This window comes from Bacillus sp. FSL R5-0585, from assembly GCF_038004545.1.
Classification (GTDB): domain Bacteria; phylum Bacillota; class Bacilli; order Bacillales; family Bacillaceae_G; genus Bacillus_A; species Bacillus_A cereus.
Genome location: NZ_JBBORJ010000001.1, coordinates 4,397,700 through 4,412,872 on the forward strand (window position 1 = coordinate 4,397,700; position 15,173 = coordinate 4,412,872).

Sequence of the window (15,173 nt, forward strand, 5' to 3'; positions counted from 1 at the left end):
GGGAAGTTTGTGAAAATAAAAGTATTGTTAGTTGATGATCATACAGTCGTTTTAAAAGGATTAGCATTTTTCTTAAGTACACAGGAAGATTTAGAGTTAGTTGGAGAAGCGAATAATGGGAAAGAAGCGTTAGTGAAAGTAGGAGAAACAAATCCCGATGTTATATTAATGGATTTATATATGCCTGAAATGGATGGTGTTGAGGCGACGGCATATATAAAAAAAGAGTATCCAAATGTGAAAGTAATTGTATTAACTAGCTTTTCTGATCAGGCGCATGTGTTACCTGCATTAAGGGCTGGAGCAAGTGGGTATATTTTAAAAGATGTAGAACCAGATCAGCTTGTTGAGGCTATTCGAAGCGCATATAAAGGTAATATTCAATTACATCCGGATATAGCAAATGCTCTTCTCTCTCAAACATTACCTGTAGAAGAAAAGGAAGAAGAACCTTCTATTCAAGTGGATGTGCTAACAGCGAGAGAAAATGAAGTATTGCAGCTATTAGCGAAAGGGATGAGCAATAAGGAAATTGCATCTGTTTTAGTTATTACAGAAAAGACGGTTAAGGCGCATGTAAGTAGCATTTTGAGTAAGTTGAATTTATCTGATCGTACGCAAGCGGCATTATATGCAGTTAAAAATGGAATTGTATAAGACGAAAGTCGTAAGACCAAGTTCGCCTTTAGAAGGTGGACTTTTTTTATGGAAAAATACGTCTATGTGAGGACGAAATTGTCTTTATATAAAGATAAAATATGTTTGTAAGCAACAAAACAACAATTACAAGGGATACCTTTTTTGAAAGCATATAACAACATAAGAGTGAGTACTAGGAGGAATAAATAATGGCAACAGTTTTATTCGTTAAAGCAAATAACCGTCCAGCGGAACAAGCAGTTAGTGTAAAATTATATGAGGCATTTTTAGTGAACTATAAAGAAGCACACCCAAATGATACAGTAGTAGAACTTGATTTATATAAAGAAGAATTACCATACGTAGGCGTAGACATGATCAATGGTACATTCAAGGTAGGTAAAGGATTTGATTTAACAGAAGAAGAAGCAAAAGCAGTAGCAGTTGCTGATAAGTATTTAAATCAATTCCTAGAAGCTGATAAAGTTGTTTTCGGCTTCCCATTATGGAACTTAACGATTCCAGCAGTATTGCACACATATATTGATTATTTAAACCGTGCTGGTAAAACGTTCAAATATACGCCAGAGGGTCCAGTTGGCCTAATCGGAGATAAGAAGATTGCATTATTAAATGCACGAGGCGGCGTATATTCAGAAGGGCCAGCAGCTGAGGTAGAAATGGCTGTTAAATATGTAGCAAGTATGATGGGCTTCTTCGGCGCAACAAACATGGAAACAGTAGTTATTGAAGGACATAACCAATTCCCAGATAAAGCAGAAGAAATTATTGCTGCAGGTCTTGAAGAAGCAGCTAAAGTAGCAAGTAAATTTTAATTAAAATTATACTCGTCACTCGAAAAAACAGCATTAACGTTTATATGTTAATGCTGTTTTTTTATATTTTTAGTTCATCAGCAAGTTTTTCTAATGTATTTCGATCTTTTATATAATATGTTCGGCCTTCTTTTCTTAAATAATTTTGTTGGCAAAACTGATTTAATACATATAAAAGATGACGGTAGCTGACATTTAAATATTCCGAGGCCTCGGTATGCTTTTCTATATAACAATTATTTTGCTCTGTTAATAAAATAAAAGCAGCTAATCGATTTTCAAAAGGATAACTATAGTTTTTTGCGTAATTTTCAGTGCGAGTAATTGTCTTTTCTCCAATAAATTTACATAAGTGCTGTAAAAACGTTGCATCTTGTAATAAAAGTTGCTGACAATCTTTAAGAGGAAGTGCCAAACACACACAATCTTCTAGTACTTCAACGGACTTAGTAATATTTTCTACTCCTATTAATCCTAATTCCCCGATAAAAGATGGTGCTTGAATAAAATTAATTAATGAAACCTTCCCGTTTTTATGACTCATATATATTTTGGCTCTCCCAGAAATTAAGTAATAGAGATAAGGGAGAGCATTTCCTTCACTACATATCATCTCTTTCGTTTGAAAAGAATGCAGCTCTACATATGGCAAGACATGAAATGAAAATAGGGTATGGAATTGATGGATTCGCATGTATTGATAAATTTCTTCCTCATTTTTGCTGATTTTCATATTTTCACCCCTATGTATAGTATGAGATATCTCCTATTATCTTTACAAGAAGGAATGATACGATTTATGTAAATTTGTTTTTGTAGAAAAGAGAGTGTGATGAATTTATGAAAAAATATAAAACATTGTTATTTGATGTAGATGATACATTACTAGACTTCCAAAAGGCTGAAAAAGTGGCTTTACGGGTACTTTTTGAAGAGAAGGGAATCCCTTTAACAGATGAGATAGAGGCTCGTTATAAAAAAATAAATAAAGGTCTTTGGGATGCTTTTGAAAAAGGTGAACTATCACGCAATGAAGTTGTAAATACACGATTCTCTCTGTTGTTTAAAGAGTATGGAGAAGAAGTAAATGGAATATTATTCGAAAATAATTATCGTAACTACTTAGAAGAAGGAAATCAACTCATGCAAGGTGCATTTGAATTTATAAATCAAATTCAAGGGGAGTATGAATTGTATATAGTGACAAATGGTGTTTCTAAGACGCAAGATAAACGTTTGCGCAATGCAGGGTTACATTCATTATTTAAAGATGTCTTTGTTTCGGAAGATACAGGTTTTCAAAAACCGATGAAAGAGTATTTTGATTATGTTTTTGAACGGATTCCTAACTTTGCACCTGAAGAAGGGCTGATTATTGGGGATTCATTAAGCGCTGATATTAAAGGTGGATATGTAGCGGGAATTGATACTTGTTGGTTTAATCCAGAAAGGAAGTTAAATGATAGTGGGATTATACCGACATATGAAGTGCATAATTTTGAGGAGTTAGAAGCGTTATTAAAGCAGCATGTGTAATAAAAAAATAGACAGTGGAGCTTTCGTCTACACTGTCTATTTTTGTTAATTTGTATTTTCGTTATGTTTTGGGAGTGGAAAGGCATTCCCAATAGCAGCTGCACCAAGCATTGGCAATAGTAAATTAAGCGGGAAAAACATAAGTAATAGCAATGTAATAGCTATTGGCTTTCGTAACGCATAGCTCGAAATTGCTGTCGTTACGATAGCAACAGATGCTACTGGATCTATAGGAAGAATAGATGCTACAGCGTATCCGATACTTGACCCAGAAAATATAATTGGGAAGATATGTCCACCTCGCCACCCTGTGTTCAAACAAACGGCAGTAATGCACAACTTTAAAATCCCTGAAAGAAGTAGTATCCAAAAAGATAAATGGCTCCATTCAACAACTAATTCTTTTAATTGATGTTCCCCTGAAAATAATGTGTACGGAAGAAAGGTTCCCGCAATTCCTAATAAAATACCACCGATAATTCCGAGTGTCAGCTTGTATTCTCTAAAAGGGTGAATTAACTTTTCTAATGTGAATTCTAACTTGAAATAAAAGAAACCAACTATAGCACCGATACTAGCAAGTGGAAGAAATGCAATCCATTCATTGAAAGAAAGTGTACCTTCTCCGAAATCAACAATAAAGGATCCACGATTATCAAGTTTACTCAGTAGTAAATAAACAGAAAAACCTGCGAAAGTAGTAGCTAAGTATACAATCGCTTTTTTTCCTTTAGAAAAAGCAGCAATTTCTTCCCCTTCATTTTCATTTGGTGCTAAATAACCGAATAATGGTGCGTTAAAAATGACACTTAAAGTAGCGCCAATTCCGATCTCGGTTAGCTCATTCATACCCTTTAAGGCAAATTTAAAGCGATCCCCTACCCATGTGCACAGTCCGCCTATAATTCCAACTAGTGCGGCTTCTGGACCAAGACTAGCACCGAAAATTAAAACAATAATCGCTGTTAAAGTAGCCCGATGGACAAAGCGATATTCGATTCGACCAGTTTTTTTATATTCAGCCATTACTTCAGGCATAAGGCGTGGGTATGTACCGAAATGTTTTTGTGATAGACCAACAAGGACCCCGCCAATTATTGTTACGCAAAGGGTGTAATAAGAGGGAAAAGAGAGAACTTCAGGCAAGTATCCCCAAATAAAGTGGATTCCAATATTTATTGTGACTAAAAATAACCAGACTGTAGCTCCTACTATAGATCCTAGAAGAATGCCATATAGAGCAAGTATGTAATGCATATCTTTTTTATTTGTCATGTTATACCTCCGTTATGTAAATCTTAGTAGGGAAAAAAGTGAAATATACTAGTGAAAAATGGATTGAATATATATAGTATCTTTTTGAGAAGATGGCCTATTCAACATGTAGGCTAACTTTTGGGGAATTTGAATTTATAGGTTAAATTACTTATTTAATTTTATAGACTGATTTGAGGTTTTTAAAGGTCTTTTTTGAAATAGACTAGAATATATTTCTTTTGTTGCTTTATATGAAACTGTTAACAATTATTTTAGAACATTCAGAAAAACCGTTTGACATTAGGAAATTATTGCTATAAAATCAACGGTAATTGCATAGTCTTATCAAGAAAAGGTGGAGGGACAGGCCCGATGAAACCTTGGCAACAGCCGTATAACGGAATTGTGCCAAATCCTGCAGGTAGTATCCTGAGAGATAAGAAAGAGCCTTTAGAGCGTGTTTTCAAACTGCTCCTTTCTTGTTTTCAGGAAAGGGGCAGTTTTTTATTTTGTATAAAAGAAAGGAGAATGAGAGATGGGAGAATCATGGGGAAAAGGAACAATTTGTGTGCAAGGTGGCTATACGCCAAAGAATGGTGAACCACGTGTTTTACCACTTTATCAAAGCACAACGTATAAATACGATACTTCGGATGATTTAGCAGCTCTATTTAACTTAGAGGCAGAAGGATATATTTATACACGTATTGGAAACCCTACTTTAGCAGCATTTGAGCAGAAGTTATCAGATTTAGAAGGCGGTGTAGGAGCTGTTGCAACGGCTTCTGGGCAAGCAGCTATTATGCTCGCAGTTTTAAATATTTGTAGTAGTGGGGATCATTTACTTTGCTCTTCAACTGTTTACGGGGGAACGTTTAATTTATTTGGGGTGAGTTTACGTAAGCTTGGCATTGATGTTACGTTCTTTAATCCAAATTTAACGGCAGATGAAATCACGGCGCTTGCTAATGACAAGACGAAACTTATCTATGCAGAATCGTTAGGAAATCCAGCGATGAATGTTTTAAATTTTAAAGAATTTTCAGCTGCCGCTAAAGAATTAGAGGTACCTTTTATCGTTGATAATACATTAGCAACTCCTTATTTATGCCAGGCGTTTGAACATGGGGCAAATATTATTGTTCATTCTACGACGAAGTATATCGATGGGCATGCGAGCTCCTTAGGCGGTATTGTAATTGACGGTGGAAACTTTGATTGGACAAATGGAAAGTATCCTGAACTTGTTGAACCAGATCCAAGTTATCACGGTGTAAGTTACGTTCAAAACTTTGGTGCAGCAGCGTATATTGTGAAAGCACGTGTTCAGCTATTAAGAGATTATGGAAATTGTATGAGCCCATTCAATGCATATATTAGCAATATTGGCTTAGAAACATTGCATTTACGAATGGAACGTCATAGTGAAAATGCTCTTGCAGTTGCTAAGTGGCTTGCTAATCATGAACGTATTGAATGGGTGAATTATCCAGGCTTAGATAGTAATGAAAATTACTCATTAGCACAACAGTACTTGAAAAAAGGTGCTAGTGGTGTTTTAACTTTCGGTATTAAAGGCGGATTAGAAGCAGCAAAAGAATTTATCGCAAATGTAAAACTAGCAACTCTTGTAACGCACGTAGCTGATGCACGAACTTGCGTTATACATCCTGCTAGTACGACGCATAGACAATTAAATGCTGAAGATCAGCGTTTAGCGGGTGTTACATCTGATTTAATTCGTTTATCGGTTGGTATAGAAGATGTTTCTGATATTATTGCAGATTTGGAAGCAGCTCTAGTTGGAGGCAAAACACATGCCGATCATAATTGATAAAGATTTACCGGCTCGCAAAGTGTTGCAAAAAGAAAATATTTTTGTAATGACGAAGGAGCGGGCAGAAACACAAGATATACGTGCTTTAAAAATTGCTATATTAAATTTAATGCCAACGAAACAAGATACAGAGGCGCAATTACTTCGCTTAATTGGAAACACACCGTTACAATTAGATGTTCATTTGCTTCATATGGAATCACATCTATCGCGTAATGTAACGCAAGAACATTTAACAAGCTTTTATAAAACGTTTCGTGATATTGAAAATGAAAAGTTTGATGGGCTCATTATTACAGGAGCGCCAGTGGAGACCCTTGCTTTTGAAGAGGTAGATTATTGGGAAGAGCTTAAACATATTATGGAGTATTCAAAAACGAATGTAACATCTACGCTCCATATTTGCTGGGGGGCACAGGCTGGCTTGTACTATCATTATGGTGTTCCAAAGTATCCCCTTAAGGAAAAAGTGTTCGGTGTATTTGAACATGAAGTTTGCGAGCAACATGTGAAATTATTACAAGGATTTGATGAATTGTTTTTTGCTCCGCATTCTCGTCATACAGAAGTACGAGAGAATGATATTAGAGGAGTGAAAGAATTAACATTGTTAGCAAACTCTGAAGAAGCAGGTGTTCACCTTGTTATTGGGCCAGAAGGAAGGCAAGTGTTTGCCCTTGGACATAGCGAATATAGTTGTGAGACGTTAAAACAAGAATACGAACGAGATCGTGACAAGGGATTAAATATTAATGTGCCAAAAAACTATTTTAAACATAATAATCCAGATGAAAAGCCGCTTGTTAGGTGGAGGAGTCATGGTAATTTATTGTTTTCTAATTGGTTGAATTATTACGTGTATCAAGAAACCCCTTATATATTGTAAAGAAAGATTGTGTAACACGTGGCAACGTTTTCCTTGTAAAGATTAACCTTTATTTTTCCGAATGTTCAAAATATATTGTTTTTCAGATTTTTTACTCATATAATTTCATCTAAACACAATTTTTGAGGGGTGGACAGTACTATGAAAGAAATTCAAGTTGGGTTATTAGGTCTTGGGACAGTTGGCAGTGGTGTGGTTCGTATTATTACGGATCATCAAGAACGACTCATACACCAAGTAGGTTGTCCAGTGAAGGTAACGAAAGTATTAGTGCAAAACATTGAGAAAGAGAGAGAGATAGAGGTACCTTCTACTCTATTAACACAAGATGCAAATGAAATTTTAGATAATCCAAATATTGATGTTGTTATTGAAGTGATGGGTGGCATTGATGATGCAAAATCATATATTTTACAAGCTTTAAAAAGCGGAAAGCATGTTGTAACTGCAAATAAAGACTTAATGGCATTACATGGAGCTGAATTATTAGCGACAGCAAAAGATAATAAGGCTGATTTATTCTATGAGGCGAGTGTGGCAGGGGGAATTCCAATTTTACGCAGTATCGTAGAAGGACTTTCTTCAGATCTTATTACGAAAGTAATGGGAATTGTAAATGGAACAACAAATTTTATTTTGACGAAAATGTCAGACGAAGGGAGAGCATATAACGACGTGTTAAAAGAAGCCCAACAACTTGGATTTGCAGAAGCAGATCCAACATCAGATGTAGAAGGTTTAGATGCAGCAAGAAAAATGACGATTTTAGCTACCCTCGGTTTCTCTACAAATGTAGAGCTTGGAGATGTGAAAGTAAAAGGTATTACCTCTATTACAGAGGAAGATATTGAATACAGTAAGAGCTTAGGTTATACAATTAAATTAATCGGTCTTGCAAAACGAGATGGTGAAAAATTGGAGGTTACAGTTGAACCAACTTTACTTCCAAATACACATCCTCTTGCAGCAGTACAAAATGAATATAACGCTGTGTATGTGTACGGTGAAGCAGTTGGGGAAACGATGTTTTATGGACCAGGCGCAGGAAGTTTACCGACAGCTACAGCTGTTGTTTCGGATTTAGTTGCTGTAATGCAAAATATTAGATTAGGGGTAACAGGAAATAGTGCTGTAGTCCCACAATATCAAAAAGTATTAAAAGAGCCAGACGAAATTGTCGTGAAAAAGTTTTTAAGACTGCATGTAAAAGACGAAATTGGTGTATTTGCAAAAATTACTTCATTGTTCTCTGAGCGCGGAGTTAGCTTTGAGAAAATTATTCAAATGCCGCTTGAAGAGAAAGGAAAGGCTGAAATTGTAATTGTAACGCATCGTGCGTCTCTTGCTGATTATGATTATATTCTACATACGTTGCAAGGGTATGAAGAAATAGATTGTTTGAAAGCGAACTATCGAATTGAAGGGGATGCTAAGTAGTATCTCTTACCATAAAACAGAAAGAGCCTATTAAGCAGCTTGCTTAATAGGCTCTTTTCTATTTAAAATCTGCGTACCAACTTGAATAAATGCTTGGATAATCCAGCCTGTTGTAAAGGATAAGATGATTGTTCCAAAATAGATAGGTCCATCTAATAAAAAGCTTAACGTTAAAAATAAAAAGGCTAATGAAATCTCTGTTCTTCTAAACGTCCATTTTTTCTTCTCGGCAACCGTTAAAACGAAAGCTTCTTGAGGCGCTGCACAAAGGTTTGTAGAGACGTAAAGACCAATTCCAGCTCCAACGAATAGATTTCCGCAAATAAGTGTTATATATTTTGGAAGAGAGCGGATAGCGTCCATAATAGTTGTAATGGAACCAATCCAATCAACAAAAAGAGAAATAAGAACCATCGTTACAATTGTACCGATTGTAATTTGTTTTTTATTCCAAAAGAGTACGATAAGTGTAAAGGCAAAGTTAATCATGAAAATCCAAAAACCAATACTTATCCCAAAATTTTGATATAGTGCAATAAAGAAGGAATCATAAGGGCTAAGTCCAAAGGAAGTAATTGTCGTCATCATATTAATACCGATGGCAAGAATGAGTAAACCGCCAATGAAAAATATATATTCTAATTTGAATCGAAGCATAGTTGTATATCCTTTCTAAATGTATTTGCTAGGAAAGGATATATTGTGGAAAGCTTACCAGGTCAAGGGAGAATTTTTGTGAAAAGGGGAAAATGAGATGACAAATATAAGAAAGATTGCTGAACTTGCTGGAGTATCTGTTTCAACTGTTTCACGTGTACTAAATAATCATCCGTACGTAAATGAACAGAAACGAAAAGAAATTTTAGCGATTATAGAAGAATTAAATTACACGCAAAACGTGAATGCAATTCATTTAGTGAAAGGAAAAACGAATGTAATTGGCGTTTTATTGCCACACGTAAATGATCAATATTATAGCGCTATTATCGAGGGGATATCAAAAGAGACAGCAAAGAATAATTATAATATGATGCTTTGCCAGACGAATTATAGTGAAGAAAGAGAACTAGAAATTTTGAATATGTTAAAAATGAAAAAGCTTGATGGGGTTATTATTTGTTCTCGGACAAATAGTAAGGAGAAGCTTGAAGAATATACGAAATTCGGCCCGATTGTTATGTGTGAAGAAATAGATTCAAAATGCATTTCAAGTGTACATATCGATTACTACAAAGTATTTTCACGTGGGATGAAAAGCTTAATAGATGCCGGTCATACACGTATTGGATATTGTATTGGAAGAAGTAATAGTGTTAATAGCCAAAGACGAAAGAAGGCGTATGAAGATTCGCTTCAACAGAGTATCGTAACACCGTTAGAGACCTGGAAATTTGAAGGTTGTTTTACAGTGGAAGATGGACGCAATGTAATTAGAGAATGGGCTCATATGTCAGTAAAACCGACAGCGTTCCTTGTATCTTGTAACCATATTGCAGCGGGGATGGTTACAGAAGCAAAAAAACAAGGAATTCGTATTCCAGAGGATATTACGATTATCGGGTGTGATGATCAAGAGGTGGCAGATATATTGGGTATAACGACGATTTCGCATTCTAGTAAAAACGTTGGAGTAAAAGCGTTTGAATTATTATATGAAAAGATTAATGAAGAGAAATTAGATGTGAAGCATATAGAGTTATTACCAGAGTTAATAGATAGAGAAACGACATAATTGAGAAGGTGTGAAAATCGCTTTTCAAAATTTCGTTTGGTATAATTATGGACAATCTATGAGGGCTAAAAGGGGTTTTGATATGAGATCAAAAGTAGTAAAAGTAATTCTACTCATTACAATTGCATCTTTCTGTTTATTTGCATATGGCTTTGTTTCAGGTGTAAATGATGTATTAAATCCGAAAGCTTCAAATTTAATTAAAAAGACCGATGTAGTGGCAAAAGAGAAAAAGAAAACGGGAACGTTACAAATCGTTAGTTTAGGTGATTCATTAACGCGTGGCGTTGGTGATAAAGAAGGAATTGGCTATGTTGGGCGAATGAAAGAGGATTTACAAAAAGATTATAAGCAAAAAATTGCATTAACAAATTTAGCAGTTAGTGGTGCAAAAATGCCCGATTTATTAAAACAAATTGAAAGTAATGGCGCTCAATATTCAATTAAGCAAGCAGATGTAATTGTGTTAACGATTGGTGGAAATGATTTGTTCCCAGGCTGGGAATCACTTGGGAAAATAGATTTAGAGACGTATCGTCCTGACACAGAGACGTTTCAAAATGAAGCAAAGAAAATTATAGAAGAAATTCGTAAATTAAATACAGATAGTCCGATTTTTTGGCTTGGTTTATACAATCCTTTTGAAGATGTAGAAGATTTAAAAGGGTCTTCAAACATTGTTGTGGACTGGAATGCATCTTTAGAGAAATTAGCGCTAAACGATAAAAATGTGTATATTACACCGACATTTGATTTATTCCAAAACCGCGGGAAAGATTTATTATACTCTGATCATTTTCATCCGAACGAAGTAGGTTATACGTATATGGCAGAACGTTTAGTTCAAAATGTTGTAAGTAAATTAAAACTAGAACAAGGAGGGGGAAAATGACGACGATACTTTCCGTACGAGACTTGAAGAAGGTAATTGGAAAGAAGACTCTTGTAGAGAATATTTCCTTTGATGTAAAGCAAGGAGAAGTGTTCGGGTTCTTAGGACCAAATGGTGCTGGAAAGACGACTACCATTCGAATGTTAGTCGGATTGATTAAGGCGACAGAAGGTACGATTTCTATCGGTGGTTATTCGATTAAGGAAAATTTCAGAGAAGCGATGCGTCAAATTGGGAGTATCGTTGAAAACCCAGAGTTGTATACATATTTAACGGGATGGGAAAATTTAAAGCAATTTGCTCGTATGTTAGGTGATATATCAGATGAACGTATTATTGAAATTGCTGAAATGGTTCATTTAGATGAAAGAATTCATGACAAGGTAAAAACGTACTCACTTGGTATGAAACAACGCCTTGGAATTGCGCAGGCGCTCCTTGGAAATCCGAAATTGCTCATATTAGATGAACCAACGAATGGTTTAGATCCAGCAGGGATTAGAGAACTTAGGGAATTTATACATAAGCTTGTAAAAGAAGAAAATATGAGCGTGTTTATTTCAAGCCACTTGCTAAGTGAAGTGCAAATGATATGCGATCGCGTTGCTATTATTCATAAAGGAAAGATGATAACAGTTGCCAAGGTTGAAGAATTAATTAAAACAGCAAGTGATCGTGTAGAATGGATTGTTACACCGATTTCTAAGGCGAAAGATATGCTAGAAGCGGCCGAAGAAGTAAGGGAAGTGAGTGTAGAAGGCGATCGATTACTATGCCGCATGGATATTGCATCTATAAGTAGTTGGAATAAACACTTTGTCGCAAATGAAATAGATGTACATAGCGTTAAGGAGCTTGTATTTACGCTAGAAGATTTATTTATTGAACTCACAAGGGGTGAGCAGCATGCGTGAATTTGCGAATCTAGTTTTAAATGAATCAGAAAAGATTTACCGCAAGAAACGTATTTTTGTTGTCATGCTTATTTTAGCAATCTTGATCCCGCTTTTTGTGTATGCGCAGTATCGTGAAATAGAAACGACACAAAAAAGACTCGGTACAACTGATTGGAAGGTTTCATTGCAACAGCAAATTGTTGATTCTCAGAACCGGTTGAACAATTCTAGGTTGCCAGAAGAATGGCGTGATTGGTTAAAGGTAAGAGTTGAGCAACAACAATATTATTTAGATCATGATATTAATCCGATGGCACCGGGTGCACCGACTTTTGTCAGAGCATTTATTGAACAAGGAATTACATTATTTATTCCGCTTCTCGTAATGATTGTCGCCATTGATATCGTTTCAGGAGAACGAAGTGATGGGACGATGAAGATGTTACTTACGCGGCCGATTCGGCGCTGGAAAATACTCCTTAGTAAATACGTGACGATGTTATTTTTCATTTCGCTCATACTGTTTCTTGTAGGTTTGTTTGCTTACATATTATCAGGGCTTGTATTTGGGTACTCGGGATGGAATTTACCTGTTTTAACAGGATTCGTCATTGATAAGGAAACGTTAAATACGAACTTTGTGCATCTTATTCCGCAGTGGCAATACATCTTAATGGCGTATGGACTAGCCTGGTTTGTTGCTATCGTTGTCGGAACTATATCATTTATGGTCTCTGTTTTAATTCGTAATACACCAGCTGGTATGGGCGTTATGCTAGCTGCATTAATTGCAGGCGGTATTTTAAGCTCGTTCGCAACATCTTGGGAAGGCGCCAAATATATTTTTAGTGTGAATTTATCATTAACGGATTATTTATCAGGAAAATTACCTGCATTACAAGGTTTATCGATGGGATTTTCTTTGATGAATTTAACTGTTTGGGCAGTTGTTTCTCTTGTTATTTCGTTCGTAGTATTTACAAGACAGGATATGGTGAATTAATTAGACAGGAAGTGACAGTATGGAAAATGTTTTAAAGAATGATTGGGAGCCACTATTGGCACCAGAATTCGAGAAAGAGTATTATCTTACTCTATCCAGTTTTTTGATAGAAGAATACAGCACGCATGTTGTTTATCCGAAGGTAGAAGATATTTTTAACGCTCTTCAGTATACAAGTTATGAAAATACAAAGGTTGTCATTTTAGGGCAAGATCCATATCATGGACCGAATCAAGCGCATGGTTTAAGCTTTTCTGTGCAACCTGGTGTTAAAACACCACCGTCATTGTTAAATATGTATAAAGAACTTCGAGATGAATATGGTTATGAAATCCCGAATAACGGTTATTTAGTAAAATGGGCGGAACAAGGAGTATTATTACTAAATACCGTATTAACAGTTCGTCAAGGCGAAGCAAATTCTCATAAGGGAAAAGGATGGGAGCACTTCACAGATCGTGTAATTGAACTGTTGAACGAACGTGAAAAGCCAGTTATTTTCATATTGTGGGGGCGCCATGCGCAGGCGAAGAAGAAATTAATTACGAATCCGAATCATCATATTATCGAATCTGTACATCCAAGCCCATTATCGGCAAGACGTGGTTTCTTTGGTAGTAAGCCATATTCTAAAATAAATACGATTTTAGCTAATATGGGCGAAAGAGAAATTGATTGGGAAATTCCAAATTTATAAATAGAAAAGGTAGTTAACAGTTGTTAACTACCTTTTTATTATCATTGTTGCTCGTTCTTTAATTTTGCATCTAGTACAAAAGTACCAAATGGGATAACTGATGAAACGAATGCTCCAAGTGCCCATAAAATTGATTTACGGTGTACGATTGTTACTTGAATTACTGCAAAGATGAATAGAATAAATAGAACACCATGAGCCATGCCTGTAATTTTAACAGCTGTTGCAAATCCTGCGAAATATTTCAATGGCATTGCTACAAATAATAGTAATAGGAAAGAAATACCTTCAACTAGTCCAATTGCTCTTAATCGTCCGATTGGTGTAGATAACATAAAGTAGCCTCCTTTAACGTATGCTTGTATATAGTAAATTTGTATTCTTTTTCAAAATAAAATAGTCTATTTTGTTTCATTATATACAAAAAGAAAGTTTGCACTACGAGAATAGTGCAAAGTTCAAAATATAGTCACAAAAGCATGAGAATTTAAATAAAAACCTATTTGAAGTATTTGACTTCAAATAGGTTTTGTGAATGAAAATATTAAACAAGTGCATCCGTTTTTAAAACGAATTTCTCTACAACTTTTGCAACACCATCGTTCATATTTGTATCTGTTACGTAGTTTGCAATTTCTTTAATATCCTCAGGTGCATTGCCCATTGCAACGCCAAGACCAGCAAATTCAATCATTGCTTGGTCGTTATAGCTATCGCCCATTGCGATAACTTCTTCACGCTTAATGCCAAGCTTTTGAATCAGTTTGTTTAAGCTCGTTCCTTTTGTAACACCGGCTTCTGTAAATTCTAAGAAGAATGGTTTCGAACGCATCACGCTTAATTGGCCTTCTAGTTGTTTTTGTAGTTTTGATTCTACTATTTGTAAGTGTTCCGGATTTTCTACCATTAATACTTTTACAACTGGTTGTTGTACAGCTTCTTTCAGATTATGTACTTCTACAATTGGCATACCTGTAATTTGACCTTCAATTTCTGTATAAGAGTTGTTTTTTTCAGTAATAATATCGTCACCAATGTATGTGTGGATCCAGACGTTTTCTTCTTTACTAATATCGTATAGACTGTGAACGATTTCAGGAGATAACGTACTACTGAATAATTCTTCATCTGTTTTACAGTTAATAATTTTTGCACCGTTAAATGAAAGAATGAAGCTACCATACTCTTCTAAATGTAGTTCTTTTGCGATTGTACGCATTGCGAATGTTGGACGTCCAGAAGCAAGTACAACCTTTACACCTTGCTCTTGTGCAGTCATTAACGCTTCTTTCGTACGAGGTGAAATAGTATGGTCATCACGTAATAAAGTATCATCTAAATCTAAAACAATCATTTTATAAGTCATATAGAAAATTCCTTTCTTTAATTGAAATCAAAATACATGTTCATGAAGATGTTGAGGAATAATAGTAAGACATCAAACCTCTTTGAAAAGAAGTAGATAAATTATTATGAGTGTGTTGCTCATAATATTGGTTAATAATCATTGGGGATAAATAAAACC

16 protein-coding genes and 1 riboswitch are annotated in these 15,173 nt (G+C 35.4%); of the genes, 11 read left to right on the forward strand and 5 right to left on the reverse strand.

Annotation, left to right across the window (positions count from 1 at the left end; all coding sequences use genetic code 11):
* Positions 1–9: 9 nt before the first annotated feature.
* Positions 10–657 carry a response regulator gene (locus MKY38_RS22710; protein WP_000695799.1) on the forward strand — a complete coding sequence of 216 codons (648 nt, stop codon included), beginning with the start codon at positions 10–12 and terminating at the stop codon, positions 655–657.
* Between the two features lie 191 nt (positions 658–848).
* Positions 849–1,475 carry an FMN-dependent NADH-azoreductase gene (locus MKY38_RS22715; RefSeq protein ID WP_000246744.1) on the forward strand — a complete coding sequence of 209 codons (627 nt, stop codon included), beginning with the start codon at positions 849–851 and terminating at the stop codon, positions 1,473–1,475.
* 61 nt (positions 1,476–1,536) lie between these two features.
* Here the strand turns inward: MKY38_RS22715 and MKY38_RS22720 are convergent, their stop codons facing one another.
* Positions 1,537–2,208, reverse strand: coding sequence for a transcriptional regulator YeiL (locus MKY38_RS22720; RefSeq protein ID WP_006921968.1), 672 nt, complete (start codon positions 2,206–2,208; stop codon positions 1,537–1,539).
* A gap of 107 nt (positions 2,209–2,315) precedes the next feature.
* Here MKY38_RS22720 and MKY38_RS22725 point away from each other — a divergent pair, with 107 nt between their 5' ends.
* Positions 2,316–3,011 (forward strand): YjjG family noncanonical pyrimidine nucleotidase, encoded by a 696-nt coding sequence (locus tag MKY38_RS22725; RefSeq protein WP_000760196.1) that lies wholly within the window; start codon positions 2,316–2,318, stop codon positions 3,009–3,011.
* A gap of 45 nt (positions 3,012–3,056) precedes the next feature.
* Here the strand turns inward: MKY38_RS22725 and MKY38_RS22730 are convergent, their stop codons facing one another.
* Entirely contained in the window at positions 3,057–4,286 is a 1,230-nt protein-coding gene (locus MKY38_RS22730) for a chloride channel protein (RefSeq protein WP_048558657.1), read from the reverse strand.
* A 321-nt stretch (positions 4,287–4,607) separates the two neighbouring features.
* Positions 4,608–4,711: riboswitch (SAM riboswitch) on the forward strand.
* Between the two features lie 92 nt (positions 4,712–4,803).
* On the opposite strand from MKY38_RS22730, the gene MKY38_RS22735 reads away from it, so the two are divergent.
* The 3 genes from MKY38_RS22735 to MKY38_RS22745 all read left to right on the forward strand — a co-directional run bounded on the left by MKY38_RS22735 (position 4,804) and on the right by MKY38_RS22745 (position 8,428).
* Entirely contained in the window at positions 4,804–6,102 is a 1,299-nt protein-coding gene (locus MKY38_RS22735) for a bifunctional O-acetylhomoserine aminocarboxypropyltransferase/cysteine synthase (RefSeq protein ID WP_000504780.1), read from the forward strand.
* The gene (metA, locus tag MKY38_RS22740) at positions 6,086–6,991 is read left to right on the forward strand and encodes a homoserine O-acetyltransferase MetA (protein ID WP_048558658.1); all 906 of its coding nucleotides are present in this window, start codon (positions 6,086–6,088) and stop codon (positions 6,989–6,991) included. The genes MKY38_RS22735 and metA overlap by 17 nt, the downstream gene beginning before the upstream one ends.
* Positions 6,992–7,132: 141 nt before the next feature.
* Complete coding sequence (locus tag MKY38_RS22745; protein WP_000659093.1) at positions 7,133–8,428, forward strand: homoserine dehydrogenase; 1,296 nt, start codon at positions 7,133–7,135, stop codon at positions 8,426–8,428.
* Positions 8,429–8,458: 30 nt separating this feature from the next.
* On the opposite strand, the gene MKY38_RS22750 is transcribed toward MKY38_RS22745, so the two are convergent.
* The gene (locus tag MKY38_RS22750; protein WP_000943411.1) at positions 8,459–9,085 is read right to left on the reverse strand and encodes a YczE/YyaS/YitT family protein; all 627 of its coding nucleotides are present in this window, start codon (positions 9,083–9,085) and stop codon (positions 8,459–8,461) included.
* 97 nt (positions 9,086–9,182) lie between these two features.
* Between MKY38_RS22750 and MKY38_RS22755 the strand changes: the two genes are divergently transcribed.
* The 5 genes from MKY38_RS22755 to MKY38_RS22775 are packed head-to-tail and all read left to right on the forward strand — an operon-like array spanning position 9,183 to position 13,648.
* A complete protein-coding gene (locus MKY38_RS22755; RefSeq protein ID WP_000181975.1) occupies positions 9,183–10,160 on the forward strand; it encodes a LacI family DNA-binding transcriptional regulator in 978 nt (325 codons plus the stop codon).
* 10 nt (positions 10,161–10,170) lie between these two features.
* Positions 10,171–11,052, forward strand: a complete 882-nt coding sequence (locus MKY38_RS22760; protein ID WP_139848940.1) for an SGNH/GDSL hydrolase family protein — start codon at positions 10,171–10,173, stop codon at positions 11,050–11,052.
* Positions 11,049–11,966 carry an ABC transporter ATP-binding protein gene (locus MKY38_RS22765; protein WP_000207717.1) on the forward strand — a complete coding sequence of 306 codons (918 nt, stop codon included), beginning with the start codon at positions 11,049–11,051 and terminating at the stop codon, positions 11,964–11,966. The genes MKY38_RS22760 and MKY38_RS22765 overlap by 4 nt, the downstream gene beginning before the upstream one ends.
* A complete protein-coding gene (locus MKY38_RS22770) occupies positions 11,959–12,951 on the forward strand; it encodes an ABC transporter permease subunit (protein ID WP_001206477.1) in 993 nt (330 codons plus the stop codon). The genes MKY38_RS22765 and MKY38_RS22770 overlap by 8 nt, the downstream gene beginning before the upstream one ends.
* A 19-nt stretch (positions 12,952–12,970) precedes the next feature.
* On the forward strand, positions 12,971–13,648 hold the full coding sequence (locus tag MKY38_RS22775; RefSeq protein ID WP_048534894.1) for a uracil-DNA glycosylase: 678 nt from the start codon (positions 12,971–12,973) through the stop codon (positions 13,646–13,648).
* A 41-nt stretch (positions 13,649–13,689) separates the two neighbouring features.
* Here MKY38_RS22775 and MKY38_RS22780 read toward each other — a convergent pair whose 3' ends face one another.
* Entirely contained in the window at positions 13,690–13,983 is a 294-nt protein-coding gene (locus MKY38_RS22780; RefSeq protein WP_000953396.1) for a DUF3817 domain-containing protein, read from the reverse strand.
* Between the two features lie 209 nt (positions 13,984–14,192).
* Positions 14,193–15,014 (reverse strand): Cof-type HAD-IIB family hydrolase, encoded by an 822-nt coding sequence (locus tag MKY38_RS22785; protein ID WP_098955579.1) that lies wholly within the window; start codon positions 15,012–15,014, stop codon positions 14,193–14,195.
* Between the last annotated feature and the right edge of the window lie 159 nt (positions 15,015–15,173).